Raw genomic sequence first — 14009 nt, 5'->3', positions numbered from 1 at the left:
ACGATGTTGCCTTCGACTTCCACCCAATCGGCCAGCGCCGCCCTGCAGCACACGCAGAAATGGCGCGGGCGGGTCGGCCTCGGGCTGGTGGCTTGCCTTTCGGTGCTGGCTGGCATGACCGACGCCATCGGCTTCATGGCCACCGGGGATTTCGTGTCTTTCATGAGCGGCAACACCACGCGCATGGCGGTGGCCATCAGCGATGGCGAACCGGCCCTGGTGCTGCGCCTGTTGCTGCTGGTGGCGACCTTTGTCGTCGGCAACGCCCTGGGCGTGGTGGTCAGCCGCCTGGCCGGGCACCGCGCCCTGCCCTTGCTGCTGAGCATTGGCGCCTTGCTCTGCGCCTCCGCCGCCTGGCCTTTCGAGCAGCAATTGCCGGCCCTGCTGGCGGCCATCATCGCCATGGGCATGCTCAATGCGGCGGTGGAGGAAGTGAACGGCCTGCCCATCGGCCTGACCTACGTCACCGGGGCCCTGTCGCGCTTTGGCCGCGGGCTGGGGCGCTGGGTGCTCGGCGAACGGCGCAACGGCTGGCGGGTACAGCTGGTGCCGTGGAGCGGGATGTTCGCCGGAGCGGTGCTGGGGGCCCTGCTGGAACAGCACCTGGGGCTCCAGGCGCTGTATGTCAGCGGGTTGCTTGCCGCCCTGCTGGGCATCGCGTCACTGAAGATTCCGCGCCGCTGGCAACTGGGCTACAAGACCCGCTGAACTGCGCCGCCGTCAGTCGAACAGACCGCCGCTGTCGGTATCGATGACGATCGATGACAGGCTGATGTGCCGCGGTCGGGTCAGGGCGAAGACCACCGCTTCCACCACGTCACGGTTGGTGCCCTGCTCGCCCTTCTGTCGTGCCGGAACCTGCTGCCAGGCCGGGTCCAGCGGCGAAATATCCTCCAGATACGGCGGATGCACACACAGCGAACGCACCGGCGTGCCCTTGAGCACCTGGCGCAGACCGTCGGCCAGGGCCAGTTGCCCGTGCTTGGCCGCGTAGAACGGCAGCGACACGCTGTGCAGCGGTGCATTGGGTAGGCCGCTGATGGAGCCGATGGTGACGATGTCCGGACGCGTGGAGGCCTTGAGCGCCGGCATCAGGCCCTGGGTCAGGAGGAAGGTGCCCGTCAGGGCCGCATCGATCACTCCGGTGACCTCGGCCGCGCTGTGGGGCTGCTCGCTGGCCTCCAGCCACATGGCGCCGTTATTGATCAGAATGTCCACCTGGGGCTGACGCACATGAATCTCCGCCAGGGCCGCCTTGACGCTGTCGCTGCTGGCCAGATCCACCACCACGCAATCGGCGGCCTGGCCGGTGCGCGTCTCAATGGCCGCACTCACCTGCGCCAGGGCTTCAGGGTTACGCCCACAGAGAATCAGTTTGCAGCCCAGGTCCGCCAGACTGATGGCCAGTGCCGCGCCCAGACCACGACCGGCACCGGTGACCACCACCACCGCCGAATTCAAATCCATCATCCCTTGCTCCTTGTCCCAGGTTGATTGAAGGCGCGAGTCTATCCCTGGTTGCTGCTTCAGGGCCCGGGCAAAGCTTTACCCGATATGTCCTGAGCTCCCGGAGCCAGAGCCTTCGGGACGAAAGGGGTTTAGCCGATCCACGGAGAAAGCTTTATCATGGCCGCAGTTTTATCCATCGAGTCCGTCATGAAGTTCGCCATCGCCCTGTTCTCCGCCGCTCACGCGCCGTCCTCGCGCCGCGCCCTGCTGTTCGCCCAGGCGGCGCTGGCGGGCGGGCATGAGATTGTCCGGCTGTTTTTCTACCAGGACGGCGTCTACAACGCCGCCAACAGCATCGTCACGCCCCAGGACGAACAGGACCTGCCCCGGGAATGGCGCGAATTTGTCGAGCAACATCAGCTCGATGGTGTGGTGTGCATCGCCGCCGCCCTGCGCCGGGGTGTGTTGAACGCCGACGAAGCCCAGCGCTATCAGCGCACGGCGGTGAACGTCGAGGCGCCCTGGGAACTGTCGGGGCTCGGCCAGTTGCATGACGCGGTACAGGCCGCCGACCGCCTGATCTGTTTTGGAGGGGCGTGAAATGGCCAAATCCCTGTTGCTGATCAGCCGTCAGGCCCCCTGGTCCGGCCCCGGTGCTCGGGAGGCCCTGGATATCGTCCTGGCCGGCGGTGCCTTCGACCTGCCGATCGGCCTGCTGTTTCTCGACGATGGCGTGCTGCAACTGGCGCCGGGGCAACAGGCGTCGCTGCTGCGCCAGAAAGACCTGAGCGCCAACCTGCAGGCGCTGTCGCTGTTCGGCGTCGACGAACTGTTTGCCTGTAGCGCCAGCCTTGCTGCTCGTGGTCTGGACCCGGCAACCTTGAGCCTTGACGCGGTACAGCTGCTCAACGCCCCGGAACTGGCCGGGATCATCGACCGTTTTGACCAGGTGATTACCCTCTGATGTCGACCTTGCATGTGTTGTCCCACTCGCCCTTCACCGACACCCGCCTGAGCAGTTGCCTGCGCCTGCTGGGCAGCGCCGATGGCCTGCTGCTGTGCGGCGATGCCGCCTATGCCCTGCAGCCGGGCACCACTCTTTACGGCGAACTGGGCGCCCGCAGCGGCCTGGAGCTGTATGTGCTGGAAGAGGACTTGCAAGCCCGGGGACTGGAGCTGCCGACCTGGGCCCGTGCGGTGGATTACCCAGGCTTCGTCGAGCTGTCGATTGAGCATGACAAGGTCAATACCTGGCTATGAGTACCCTGACTGCGGGCGCTCGCGCCATCGAACTGGACAAGGACGGTTACCTGGTCAATCTCGACGACTGGTCCGCCGACGTAGCCCAAGCCCTGGCCGCCAACGAAGAGCTGGAGCTGAGCGCGGAGCATTGGGAAATCCTCGAACTGCTGCAGGGCTTCTATAAAGAGTTCCAGCTGTCCCCAGCCACCCGCCCGCTGATCAAGTACACCGCCCTCAAGCTGGGCCCGGACAAGGGCAACAGCCTGCACCTGAACCGACTGTTCAAAGGCACTCCAGCCAAACTTGCCGCCAAGCTGGCGGGCCTGCCAAAGCCGACCAATTGCCTATGAACGATTTCGCCCCCCTGCTCACCCAGACCCCGCAAGAACACCCTTTTGCCCAGTTCGTGCGCATCCTGGGCAAAGGCAAGCGCGGTGCGCGCAACCTGACCCGCGAGGAAGCCCGGGAAGCCATGGGCATGCTGCTAGACGACAAGGTGGAGGACACTCAGCTGGGCGCCTTTCTCATGCTGCTGCGGCACAAGGAAGAAAGTCCGGAAGAGCTGGCAGGCTTCACCGAGGCCTTGCGCCAGCGCCTGAACGCCCCGGCGATCGCCCTGGACCTCGACTGGCCGACCTACGCCGGCAAGAAGCGCCATCTGCCCTGGTACCTGCTGGCGGCCAAATGCCTGGCGCAGAGCGGCGTGCGCATCCTGCTCCACGGCGGCGGCGCCCATACCGCCGGGCGCCTGTACACCGAACAGTTGCTGGAGCCCCTGGGGATTCCCCTGTGCCGTGACTGGTCATCGGTCAGCCAGGCACTGGACCAGGGCAACCTGGCCTTCATGCCGCTAGGCGACTGGGCGCCACAGCTGCAACGGATGATCGATTTGCGCAACATCCTCGGCCTGCGCTCACCGATCCATTCCCTGGCGCGCATTCTCAATCCCCTGGGCGCCCGTTGCGGCCTGCAGAGCATCTTCCACCCCGGCTACCAGGCAGTGCACCGCGATGCCAGCGGCCTGCTGGGGGACAACGTCATCGTGATCAAGGGCGACGGCGGCGAGATCGAGATCAACCCGGACACCACCAGCCATCTGTACGGCAGCACCGGCGGGGTTAGCTGGGACGAAGAGTGGCCGGCATTGTCGGCACAACGCCATGTGAAGCCGGCCAGCCTGGAACCCGAGCACCTCCTGGCGCTGTGGCGCGGTGATGTTGAGGACAGTTACCCGCAACTGGCCCTGCTGGCGACCATGGCCCTGGCCTTGCGCGGTTTGGGCACGCCACGGGAGCAGGCCTTCGCGCTGGCCCAGCAGTATTGGGATGCCCGGGACAGATCGATTTAATCGATCAAAACCGCCCATGCTTTGCGCTTTTTGTTCGAACCCAGGGGCATAGACTGCACTCCAACGCACAATAGCTGAGGAGCATTCCATGGGACTGCTGATCGATGGGCGCTGGCATGACCAGTGGTACGAAAGCGGCAAGGACGGCGCCTTCCAACGGGAACAGGCGCAACGCCGGCACTGGATCACCGCCGATGGCAGTCCGGGCCCCAGTGGCGAAGGTGGCTTTGTCGCCGAGGCCGGGCGCTATCATCTGTATGTCTCCCTGGCCTGCCCCTGGGCCCACCGCACCCTGATCCTGCGCAAGCTCAAAGGGTTGGAACAGTTGATCGATGTCTCGGTGGTCAGCTGGCTGATGCGCGAGCACGGCTGGACCTTCGACAGCGCCTACGGCTCCAGCGGTGATGCGCTGGATCACTTTAATTTCATGCACCAGCGTTATACCGCCGACAGCGCCGACTACACCGGTCGCGTCACCGTGCCGGTGCTGTGGGACAAGCAGCAACAGCGCATCGTCAGCAACGAGTCGGCGGAGATCATCCGCATGTTCAACAGCGCCTTTGACGGCCTGACCGGCAATGACCTGGATTTTTATCCGCAGCCATTGCGCGCACGCATCGATGAACTCAACGCACGCATCTACCCCGCGCTGAACAATGGCGTGTACCGCGCCGGATTCGCCACGTCACAACAGGCCTACGAGGCGGCGTTCGATGATGTCTTCGCCGAGCTGGACGCCTTGGAAGCGTTGCTGGACAAACAGCGCTACTTGGCTGGCGAGTACATGACCGAAGCCGATGTGCGGCTGTTCACCACGCTGATCCGTTTCGATGCGGTGTACCACGGCCACTTCAAGTGCAACCTGCGGCGGATTGCCGATTACCCGAACCTGTCGAACTGGCTGCGGGAGCTGTATCAATGGCCGGGAATTGCCGAAACGGTGGATTTTACCCATATCAAGGGGCACTACTACGCCAGCCATAGCACCATCAATCCGACCGGGATCGTGCCAAAGGGGCCGTTGCAGGACTTCAGTCGCGGCCATGATCGGCAACGGTTGAGCGGGATGGGGGTGTGGTGCAGGGGTTGAGGACGCTTTCGCCGGCAATCCGGCTCCTACAACAGTGGGATCTGTAGGAGCCGGCTTGCCGGCGAAGCTTTTCAGACCTCGGACTGGGCGCCTTCGAACCAGGCCAGCTTCTCGCGCAGCTGGACCACTTCGCCAACGATCACCAGGGTCGGCGCGTGCACTTCGTGCTCCGCCACCAGCGTCGGCAGGTTGGCCAGGGTGCCGGTGAACACTCGCTGGTTGCTGGTGGTGCCCTGCTGAACCAGGGCCGCCGGCGTGTCGGCGCTGCGCCCGTGCTTGATCAGTTGCTCGCAGATGGTCGGCAAGCCCACCAGGCCCATGTAGAACACCAGGGTCTGGGCCGGTGCCACCAGGTCGCTCCAGGGCAGGTTGCTGGTGCCGTCCTTGAGGTGACCGGTGACAAAGCGCACCGACTGCGCGTAGTCACGGTGAGTCAGGGGAATCCCGGCATAGGCCGAGCAACCGCTGGCCGCGGTAATCCCCGGCACCACCTGGAATGGAATGCCCTGGGCCGCCAGTTCTTCGATCTCTTCGCCGCCACGACCAAAGATGAACGGATCGCCACCCTTGAGCCGCACCACGCGTTTGCCTTGCCGGGCCAGGTTCACCAGTTGCTGGTTGATCTGCTCCTGAGGCACGGCATGATTGGCGCGGCGCTTGCCAACGTAGATGCGCTCGGCATCGCGGCGGCACAGGTCGAGAATCGCCGGCGCCACCAAACGGTCGTAGAGCACCACGTCGGCCTGTTGCATCAGGCGCAGGGCGCGGAAGGTCAGCAAGTCCGGATCACCCGGGCCCGCACCCACCAGATACACCTCGCCCGGCGCATGGGGCGCCTTGCCGGCAATCTTGGCCTGCAACAGACGTTCGGCCTCCGCGCCCTGCCCCGCCAGTTGGCGATCAGCGATGGGGCCCTGGAATACATCCTCCCAGAACGCCCGGCGCTGCTGCACATCCGGAAACAGTCCTTTGACCTGGGCCCGAAAACGCGCCGCCAACCCGGCCAACTGGCCGTAGGTGGAAGGAATCCAGGTTTCCAGCTTGGCCCGGATCAGGCGCGCCAGCACCGGCGCATCGCCGCCGCTGGAGACCGCGATGACCAGCGGCGAACGGTCGACGATAGCGGGAAAGATCACGCTGCACAGGGCCGGCGCGTCCACCACATTGACCGGGACGCAACGCCGATGGGCATCGGCGGAAACCTGGGCATTGAGGGATTCGTCGTCGGTGGCGGCGATGATCAGGATGCAGCCGTCGAGGTCGGCCTCGACATACCCGCGCAGCAGGGACTCACCGCCGCTGGCGACGATCAGTTCCTGCAATTGCGCTTCTATTTCAGGTGCGACCACTCGCAGCTGCGCACCGGCATCGGCCAGCAGACGGGATTTGCGCAAGGCAATCTCCCCTCCACCGACCACCAACACACGACTGCCGCGAAGGTTGTGAAACAGCGGCAAATATTCCATTTAGCCGATGACCTCAAGACCACCCATGTACGGTTTCAGCACGTCCGGCACACGGATCGAGCCGTCGGCCTGCTGATAGTTTTCCAGCACCGCCACCAGGGTGCGGCCCACGGCCAGGCCGGAACCGTTGAGGGTGTGAACCAGCTCCGGCTTGCCGGTTTCCGGGTTGCGGAAGCGCGCCTGCATGCGACGGGCCTGGAAGTCGCCGCAGTTGGAGCACGAGGAGATCTCGCGGTACTTGTCCTGGCTCGGCACCCAGACTTCCAGATCGTAGGTCTTGACCGCGCTGAAGCCCATGTCGCCGGTGCACAGGGCCAGTACGCGGTACGGCAGTTGCAGCAGTTGCAGGACCTTTTCGGCGTTGGCGGTCAGGCCTTCCAGGGCTTCCATCGAAGTCGAAGGTTCGACCACCTGGACCATCTCGACCTTGTCGAACTGGTGCTGGCGGATCATGCCGCGGGTGTCGCGGCCCGAAGCACCGGCCTCGCTGCGGAAGCACGGGGTGTGGGCGACGAACTTCAGCGGCAGTTGCTTCGGATCGAGGATCTCGCCGGCGACGATGTTGGTCAGGGACACTTCGGCGGTCGGGATCAGGTACAGATCGGCTTCGCCTTCGCGAGTGATCTTGAACAGGTCTTCCTCGAACTTCGGCAGCTGGCTGGTGCCCACCAGGGCCGGGGCCTGTACCAGATACGGAGTGTAGGCCTCTTCGTAGCCGTGCTCGCCGGTGTGCAGGTTGATCATGAACTGCGCCAGGGCGCGGTGCAGACGGGCGATAGGGCCGCGCAACAGGGCGAAGCGCGCGCCGGACAGCTTGGCCGCGGTTTCAAAATCCAGCCAGCCGTGGGTTTCGCCCAGGGCCACGTGGTCCTTGATCGGGAAGTCGAAGGTGGTCGGAGTGCCCCAGCGGCGCACTTCAACGTTGCCGTCCTCGTCTTCACCCACCGGCACCGATTCGTGAGGCAGGTTGGGAATGCCGAACAGGATCGAGTCCAGTTCGCTCTGGATGTTTTCCAGCTCGGCCTTGCCGGTGCTCAGCTCGTTCCCCATGCGCTCAACGTCGGCCATCAGCGGGGCGATGTCTTCGCCGCGTTGCTTGGCCTGGCCGATGGACTTGGAGCGCGCGTTACGTTCAGCCTGCAGTTGCTCGGTGCGGGTCTGCACGGTCTTGCGCTGTTCTTCCAGCGCTTCGATGCGTGCCACATCCAGGGCAAAGCCGCGGGATGCCAGACGATCCGCTACGTCCTGGAGGTTGCTACGTAACAGTTTGGAATCGAGCATGTCGTTCTCTCGTTTATCAAAGTTTGGTCAAGGACAGGCCGGCCCAGGTAGCAAGCAGCCCGCCGAATACGCTCAGTGCCGCATAGCCCAGGGCCAGCGCCACTTGTCCGCTTTCCAGCAGACGCACGGTATCCAGTGAAAAGGATGAAAAAGTCGTCAGGCCACCGAGGAAGCCCACTATCAAACCGGCACGCACTTCGATCGGCACTTCCGGACGGACCAGGAACAGTCCGTACAACACGCCGATCAGCAGGCAGCCCACGATATTAACGGCCAGCGTCGCGGTATAGAAGTGCCGCGGCCAATTGGCGTTGATCCAGTTGCCCGTGGTGAAGCGCAACAGGGTACCGGCCACGCCGCCGGCGGAAACTGCGAGGATCAGGGGGATCACGGTTTTCTCCGCTGCAAGGGGCTGGCCCGGTCCAGGGCGGCCAGGTGCTTGAGCTTCTCGCCGATCTTCAGTTCCAGGCCACGGGGCACCGGCTGGTAGAGCGGCAAAGGCTCGAGCTCTTCGGGGAAATAGTCTTCACCGGCGGCGTAGGCATCCGGCTCGTCGTGGGCGTAGCGGTACTCGTCGCCGTAACCCAACTGCTTCATCAGCTTGGTCGGGGCGTTGCGCAGATGGATCGGCACTTCCAGGGAGCCGTGCTCGGCAGCGGCGCGCATGGCGGCCTTGAAGCCCATGTACACGGCGTTGCTTTTCGGCGCACAGGCCAGGTAGGTAATGGCCTGGGCCACCGCCAGCTCGCCTTCGGGGCTGCCCAGGCGCTCCTGCACATCCCAGGCCGCCAGGCACAGGCTCAGCGCCCGCGGGTCGGCGTTGCCGATGTCCTCGCTGGCCATGCGCACCACGCGCCGGGCCAGGTACAGCGGGTCGCAGCCGCCGTCGAGCATGCGCGCAAACCAGTACAGGGCGCCGTCGGGGTTGGAGCCGCGCACCGATTTGTGCAACGCGGAAATCTGGTCGTAGAATGCTTCGCCGCCCTTATCGAAACGCCGGCGGGTATCCCCCAGCAGGCTTTGCAACAGATCAACGCCGATCTCGCCGCCGTCTTCCGCCAGGTCCGAGGCGTTCTCCAGCAGATTGAGCATGCGCCGGCCATCGCCATCGGCCGCCGACAGCAGCATCTGGAAGCCTTCGTCGCTCAGGCGCAACTGGCGCTTGCCCAGACCGCGCTCCTCAGTCAGGGCGCGCTGTACCAGGGTGCCCAGGGCCGCTTCATCCAGGCTCTTGAGCACATAGACCCGGGCCCGGGACAGCAGCGCATTGTTGAGTTCGAAGGACGGGTTTTCCGTGGTGGCACCGATAAAGATCAGCGTGCCGTCTTCCACGTAGGGCAGGAAGGCATCCTGCTGGGACTTGTTGAAACGATGCACTTCATCGACAAACAGAATGGTCCGCCGTCCGTATTGCCCGGCCTGCTGCTTGGCGATTTCCACCGCCTGGCGGATCTCCTTGACCCCGGCCAGCACCGCCGAGACGGTTTCGAAGTGAGCATCCGAGACTTCCGCCAGCAGCCGCGCCAGGGTGGTCTTGCCCACTCCCGGAGGGCCCCAGAAGATCATCGAATGCAGGGCACCCTGCTCCAGGGCCTCACGCAGCGGCTTGCCCCGAGCCAGCAGGTGCTGCTGACCGACGTACTCGTCCAGGTTGGTCGCACGCAAGCGTGCGGCCAGTGGCTGGGCGATCGGGGCACTACGAAACAGGTCCATGGACTACCTTCGAAACCTTGCGGTTGCGGCTGCTTACTCTTGGATCACATCGGCACCCTTGGGGATGTCGAACTTGAACTTGGACGCCGGGATCGCTTCGTTGGCCTTGACCCCGGTGAACAGGATATTGGTGCGCTGGCCGACGCTGTCGATCAACTGCATGTCGTTGATCATGCCGTTGCGGAACGACAGGCGCAGGCTGTCGAACAAGGTGTCGCGGGTTTTCGGCTTGAGGGTGAAGTCCATCACGCCACCGGCCTCCTTGGAGGTGATGTCGAAGCTTTCGCTGATCTTCGACACATCACCGGACAACAGCAGGGCCGGAGTCTGGGTCAGGCGCTGGTCGAGCTTCTTGATGGTCACCTGCTCCAGGTCCGGGTCCCACAGGGAAACTTTCTGGCCGTCGGAAACCATCAGCTGTTCTTGTGGCGCATCGGTGTGCCAGTAGAACAGGCCCGGGCGCTGCAGGGACATCTCGCCGGCGGTTTCCTGCAACTGGGTGCCGCTGCCGTCCAGGGTCAGCTGGGAGAAACGCGCGGTCAGGGTCTGGGACTTTTCCAGCAACTGGGTCAGGCGCGCCACGTCTTTGGGGTCGGCGTGGACCGACAGGGAGGTCACAGCCAGTACCGGCAGCAGCAACATGCGAATCAGGCGCATGGAATTCCTCATAAATTGGATGGGTATGCGAGCGGCGTGGCATCACGCCGCTGAAAACGAAACAGGGATCAGTCGCGCATCGGGCCCGGCGCCAGCACTTCGCGGGAGCCGTTGGTGTTCATCGCCGTCACCACCCCAGCCATTTCCATGGCCTCGATCATCCGGGCAGCGCGGTTGTAGCCAATCTTCAGCTTGCGCTGTACCGCCGAGATCGAGGCCCGGCGGCTTTCCAGGACGAACTGCACGGCTTCGTCGTAGAGCGCGTCAGCTTCCGGATCATCGCCGTCGCCACCGCCGCTACTGCCTTCGAAACCGCTGCCCGCCTCTTCGACACCGTTGAGGATGTCGTCGTTGTATTCCGGCGCGCCCCGCAGTTTCCAGGCCTCCACCACGCGGTGCACTTCATCGTCGGAGACGAAGGCGCCGTGGACGCGAATCGGCAGGCTGGTGCCCGGCGGCATGTAGAGCATGTCACCGTGGCCCAGCAGTTGTTCGGCGCCGCCCTGGTCGATGATGGTCCGCGAGTCGATCTTGCTCGACACCTGGAACGCCATGCGGGTCGGGATGTTGGCCTTGATCAGGCCAGTGATCACGTCCACCGACGGCCGCTGGGTCGCGAGGATCAAGTGGATACCGGCGGCCCGGGCCTTCTGGGCGATACGGGCGATCAGTTCTTCAACCTTCTTGCCGACGATCATCATCATGTCGGCGAATTCGTCCACCACCACGACGATGGTCGGCAACTTGGTCAGCAGCGGCGCTTCGTCGTGGATGCTTTCGCGGTTGTACAGCGGATCGGCCAGTGGTGTGCCGGCGTCGATGGCTTCCTTGACCTTGGCGTTGAAGCCCGAAAGGTTGCGCACCCCCATCTTGGCCATCAGCTTGTAGCGCCGCTCCATCTCCGCCACGCTCCAGCGCAGAGCGTTGGCTGCGTCCTTCATGTCGGTGACCACCGGGCACAGCAGGTGCGGAATGCCTTCGTAGATCGACAGTTCGAGCATCTTCGGGTCGATCATGATCAGCTTGGCGTCTTCCGGGCCGGACTTGAACAGGATCGACAGGATCATCGCGTTGACCCCCACCGACTTACCGGAACCTGTGGTACCGGCCACCAACAGGTGCGGCATTTTCGCCAGGTCGGTGATGATCGGCTTGCCGCCGATGTCATGGCCCAGGGCCAGGGTGACCGGGGATTTGAAGTTGTCGTATTCCGGGGTCGAGAGCACTTCAGAGAAGCGCACGATCTGCCGGTCTTCATTGGGGATCTCGATGCCCACGGTGGTCTTGCCGGGAATCACTTCCACCACCCGCACACTGGTCACCGCCAGGGAACGGGCCAGGTCCTTGGCCAGGTTGGCGATACGGCTGACTTTCACCCCGGCCGCCGGCTGGATTTCGTAACGGGTAATCACCGGGCCGGGATGGATGGAATCCACCGCAACTTCGACGCCGAACTCCTTGAGCTTGATTTCAAGCAGATGGCCGACGGCCGCCAGGGATTCGGGCGAATAATTGAGCTGTTTCTTTTCCGCCGGGTCAAGAATCGAGATCGGCGGCAAGGTGCCTTCCACTGCGCTGTCGACGAACAGCGGCGCCTGCTTCTCTTTCTGCACGCGCTTGCTGGGCTCTGGCGGTTTGACCGCTACCGGCGTGATCACCGGCGGCACCTGCTTCTCGCGCTCGGACATGTGCTTGCTCAAAGCCTGCTCGCGCTCGATCAGACGCTCCTTGACCTTGGCCTGCTCGCGCTTGTCGGCAATGCTCGGGGACACCACCTCATCGACCCGGGCATCCACTTCGCGCAATTGCGCCACCAGTTGCTTGCGCTCAACGCGAGCATCCCACCAACGATTGGCCGCGCCCTGGAACAGTTCGAACAAGTCGAGAGTGATCTTGCCGGTGACGTCCATCACCTTGAACCACGACAGGTCGGTGAACACCGTCAGGCCGAACAGGAACAGGGCAATGAACATCAGGGTACTGCCCTGCACGTTCAGGGCATTCTTGGCCAGGTCACCCAGGCTTTCGCCCAGGGCACCACCGGCACCGGCAGGCAGGCCGGTGGGGGCATGAAAATGGATATGGGCCAGCGCAGCGCCGGACAGCACCAGGAACACCAGGCCAATCAGCCGCCAGGAAAACAGCCAGCCGCTCCACTGCCAGGGTTCATGGCGCTGGCGGAAGATCTGGTAAGTCTTGATCGCCAACAGCAACGGGAAGATATAAGCGAAGTAACCCAACACCATGAACAGGATATCGGCGCTGTAAGAGCCGGCGGGACCGCCGAAGTTCTGCACATCTTCGATCTTGCTGTTATGACTCCAACCCGGATCATCTTTACCGTAGGTCAAAAGTGCCATCATCAAGAACAGGCACAGGGCTCCAATGGCGATCAATGCACCTTCCTTGAGCCGGTAGTGCAATTGCTGACGCCAGAGCGGAACAACAGGTTTAGGTGCTGCGGTGGATTTCTTCAAAACGCGTCTTTTCCTGCGCCATAAGCGCGTCCAACGGGTGATTGACTACAAGATACTGCTCAATCCGAGCAGGTAAATAAAGTTGACCGGCGTAACTGGGGCTACTTTTAACACTCTGCCCCTTGCTTCTGAAACGGTGCAATTCTGAATAAGCCTGGTACATCGTCGTATTGTACGGGTTTGTTCACACCATGCCACGTCAGAACAGTCTGTTAAGCATAGCCAATTGCGTAATACGCACTGTTCAATTGGAGCATGCATTCTCTTTTGTGACAAAGGCTTATGAGGTGTTTTTATGAACCAAGCGAAGCATTCACGCCTGATCATTCTGGGCTCCGGCCCTGCCGGTTACAGCGCCGCCGTTTATGCCGCGCGCGCCAACCTCAAACCGACAGTGATCACCGGCTTGCAAGCCGGTGGCCAACTGACCACCACCACCGATGTCGACAACTGGCCTGGTGACGTCGAAGGCCTGACCGGCCCGGTGCTGATGGAGCGCATGCAGAAACACGCGGAGCGCTTCGACACCCAGATCGTCTATGACCACATCCACACCGCTCAGTTGCAGCAACGGCCGTTTATCCTCATCGGCGACAGCGGTACCTACAGTTGCGACGCGCTGATCATCGCCACCGGCGCGTCGGCGCAGTACTTGGGCCTGCCATCGGAAGAAGCGTTTGCCGGCAAAGGGGTTTCCGCCTGCGCCACCTGCGACGGCTTTTTCTATCGCAATCAGGTGGTGGCAGTGGTGGGTGGTGGCAATACCGCCGTTGAAGAGGCTCTGTACCTGTCCAACATCGCCAAGGAAGTGCACCTGGTGCACCGGCGCGACAAGCTCCGCGCAGAGAAAATCCTCCAGGACAAACTGTTCGACAAGGCCGCCAACGGCAATATCCGCCTGCATTGGAACCAGCATCTGGACGAGGTGCTGGGTGATGCTAGCGGCGTGACCGGCGCCCGCCTCAAGGACAGCCAAAGCGGAGCCACCAAGGACCTGGCGTTGGCCGGGGTATTTATCGCCATCGGCCACAAGCCCAATACCGACCTGTTCCAGGGGCAACTGGAGATGCGTGACGGCTACCTGCTGATCAAGGGTGGCAGCGAAGGCAATGCCACCGCCACCGGCATCCCGGGAGTGTTCGCCGCCGGCGATGTGGCCGACCACGTCTACCGCCAGGCCATTACGTCCGCCGGTGCCGGCTGCATGGCAGCTCTGGACGCAGAAAAATTCCTCGACGACAACTAAGCCCTCGCCCTACGCTTGTGGCGGGCCATCATCGGCCCGC

General features: G+C 63.3%; 15 protein-coding genes. 8 read left to right on the top strand and 7 right to left on the bottom strand.

The window, feature by feature from the left end; all coding sequences use genetic code 11:
- Window positions 1–3 precede the first annotated feature (3 nt).
- Entirely contained in the window at window positions 4–708 is a 705-nt protein-coding gene (locus J5M73_RS21205) for a YoaK family protein (protein WP_102864744.1), read from the top strand.
- 12 nt (window positions 709–720) lie between these two features.
- Here J5M73_RS21205 and J5M73_RS21200 read toward each other — a convergent pair whose 3' ends face one another.
- Complete coding sequence (locus tag J5M73_RS21200) at window positions 721–1470, bottom strand: SDR family oxidoreductase (protein WP_102864743.1); 750 nt, start codon at window positions 1468–1470, stop codon at window positions 721–723.
- Window positions 1471–1656: 186 nt separating this feature from the next.
- Between J5M73_RS21200 and tusD the strand changes: the two genes are divergently transcribed.
- From tusD to J5M73_RS21170, 6 genes are all read left to right on the top strand, one after another.
- On the top strand, window positions 1657–2049 hold the full coding sequence (gene tusD / locus J5M73_RS21195; RefSeq protein ID WP_102864742.1) for a sulfurtransferase complex subunit TusD: 393 nt from the start codon (window positions 1657–1659) through the stop codon (window positions 2047–2049).
- Window position 2050: 1 nt separating this feature from the next.
- Window positions 2051–2413: a sulfurtransferase complex subunit TusC gene (gene tusC / locus J5M73_RS21190; RefSeq protein WP_102864741.1), complete on the top strand. Its 363-nt coding sequence runs from the start codon at window positions 2051–2053 to the stop codon at window positions 2411–2413.
- Window positions 2413–2709 carry a sulfurtransferase complex subunit TusB gene (gene tusB / locus J5M73_RS21185; RefSeq protein WP_207816086.1) on the top strand — a complete coding sequence of 99 codons (297 nt, stop codon included), beginning with the start codon at window positions 2413–2415 and terminating at the stop codon, window positions 2707–2709. Before tusC ends, tusB begins: the two co-directional genes overlap by 1 nt.
- Entirely contained in the window at window positions 2706–3041 is a 336-nt protein-coding gene (locus J5M73_RS21180; RefSeq protein ID WP_207816082.1) for a TusE/DsrC/DsvC family sulfur relay protein, read from the top strand. Before tusB ends, J5M73_RS21180 begins: the two co-directional genes overlap by 4 nt.
- Complete coding sequence (locus tag J5M73_RS21175) at window positions 3038–4039, top strand: glycosyl transferase family protein (RefSeq protein WP_102864739.1); 1002 nt, start codon at window positions 3038–3040, stop codon at window positions 4037–4039. Before J5M73_RS21180 ends, J5M73_RS21175 begins: the two co-directional genes overlap by 4 nt.
- An 88-nt stretch (window positions 4040–4127) precedes the next feature.
- On the top strand, window positions 4128–5129 hold the full coding sequence (locus J5M73_RS21170) for a glutathione S-transferase family protein (protein WP_207816080.1): 1002 nt from the start codon (window positions 4128–4130) through the stop codon (window positions 5127–5129).
- Between the two features lie 71 nt (window positions 5130–5200).
- On the opposite strand, the gene cysG is transcribed toward J5M73_RS21170, so the two are convergent.
- The 6 genes from cysG to J5M73_RS21140 form a co-directional block, all read right to left on the bottom strand.
- Entirely contained in the window at window positions 5201–6595 is a 1395-nt protein-coding gene (gene cysG / locus J5M73_RS21165; RefSeq protein WP_102864737.1) for a siroheme synthase CysG, read from the bottom strand.
- A complete protein-coding gene (serS, locus tag J5M73_RS21160; RefSeq protein WP_102864736.1) occupies window positions 6596–7876 on the bottom strand; it encodes a serine--tRNA ligase in 1281 nt (426 codons plus the stop codon).
- A gap of 16 nt (window positions 7877–7892) precedes the next feature.
- Window positions 7893–8267, bottom strand: coding sequence for a fluoride efflux transporter CrcB (gene crcB / locus J5M73_RS21155; RefSeq protein ID WP_041119048.1), 375 nt, complete (start codon window positions 8265–8267; stop codon window positions 7893–7895).
- Entirely contained in the window at window positions 8264–9589 is a 1326-nt protein-coding gene (locus J5M73_RS21150) for a replication-associated recombination protein A (RefSeq protein ID WP_102864735.1), read from the bottom strand. Before J5M73_RS21150 ends, crcB begins: the two co-directional genes overlap by 4 nt.
- 33 nt (window positions 9590–9622) lie before the next feature.
- A complete protein-coding gene (gene lolA, locus J5M73_RS21145; protein ID WP_102864734.1) occupies window positions 9623–10246 on the bottom strand; it encodes an outer membrane lipoprotein chaperone LolA in 624 nt (207 codons plus the stop codon).
- Between the two features lie 68 nt (window positions 10247–10314).
- Entirely contained in the window at window positions 10315–12723 is a 2409-nt protein-coding gene (locus J5M73_RS21140) for a DNA translocase FtsK (protein ID WP_102864733.1), read from the bottom strand.
- A gap of 295 nt (window positions 12724–13018) precedes the next feature.
- Here J5M73_RS21140 and trxB point away from each other — a divergent pair, with 295 nt between their 5' ends.
- Window positions 13019–13969, top strand: coding sequence for a thioredoxin-disulfide reductase (gene trxB / locus J5M73_RS21135; RefSeq protein WP_102864732.1), 951 nt, complete (start codon window positions 13019–13021; stop codon window positions 13967–13969).
- Window positions 13970–14009 lie beyond the last annotated feature (40 nt).

Origin of the sequence: Pseudomonas sp. 50_B (genome assembly GCF_017491625.1) — a bacterium.
In the GTDB taxonomy this organism is placed as follows: Bacteria; Pseudomonadota; Gammaproteobacteria; order Pseudomonadales; family Pseudomonadaceae; genus Aquipseudomonas; species Aquipseudomonas danubii.
The sequence above is the reverse complement of the archived record's forward strand: the minus strand, read 5'-3'. Positions and strand labels throughout refer to the sequence as shown.

Coding starts and splice junctions, on each gene's coding strand:
- J5M73_RS21205 (WP_102864744.1), top strand. CDS start 4: ATGTTGCCTTCGACTTCCACCCAATCGGCCAGCGCCGCCCTGCAGCAC.
- J5M73_RS21200 (WP_102864743.1), bottom strand. CDS start 1,470: ATGATGGATTTGAATTCGGCGGTGGTGGTGGTCACCGGTGCCGGTCGT.
- tusD (WP_102864742.1), top strand. CDS start 1,657: ATGAAGTTCGCCATCGCCCTGTTCTCCGCCGCTCACGCGCCGTCCTCG.
- tusC (WP_102864741.1), top strand. CDS start 2,051: ATGGCCAAATCCCTGTTGCTGATCAGCCGTCAGGCCCCCTGGTCCGGC.
- tusB (WP_207816086.1), top strand. CDS start 2,413: ATGTCGACCTTGCATGTGTTGTCCCACTCGCCCTTCACCGACACCCGC.
- J5M73_RS21180 (WP_207816082.1), top strand. CDS start 2,706: ATGAGTACCCTGACTGCGGGCGCTCGCGCCATCGAACTGGACAAGGAC.
- J5M73_RS21175 (WP_102864739.1), top strand. CDS start 3,038: ATGAACGATTTCGCCCCCCTGCTCACCCAGACCCCGCAAGAACACCCT.
- J5M73_RS21170 (WP_207816080.1), top strand. CDS start 4,128: ATGGGACTGCTGATCGATGGGCGCTGGCATGACCAGTGGTACGAAAGC.
- cysG (WP_102864737.1), bottom strand. CDS start 6,595: ATGGAATATTTGCCGCTGTTTCACAACCTTCGCGGCAGTCGTGTGTTG.
- serS (WP_102864736.1), bottom strand. CDS start 7,876: ATGCTCGATTCCAAACTGTTACGTAGCAACCTCCAGGACGTAGCGGAT.
- J5M73_RS21150 (WP_102864735.1), bottom strand. CDS start 9,589: ATGGACCTGTTTCGTAGTGCCCCGATCGCCCAGCCACTGGCCGCACGC.
- lolA (WP_102864734.1), bottom strand. CDS start 10,246: ATGCGCCTGATTCGCATGTTGCTGCTGCCGGTACTGGCTGTGACCTCC.
- trxB (WP_102864732.1), top strand. CDS start 13,019: ATGAACCAAGCGAAGCATTCACGCCTGATCATTCTGGGCTCCGGCCCT.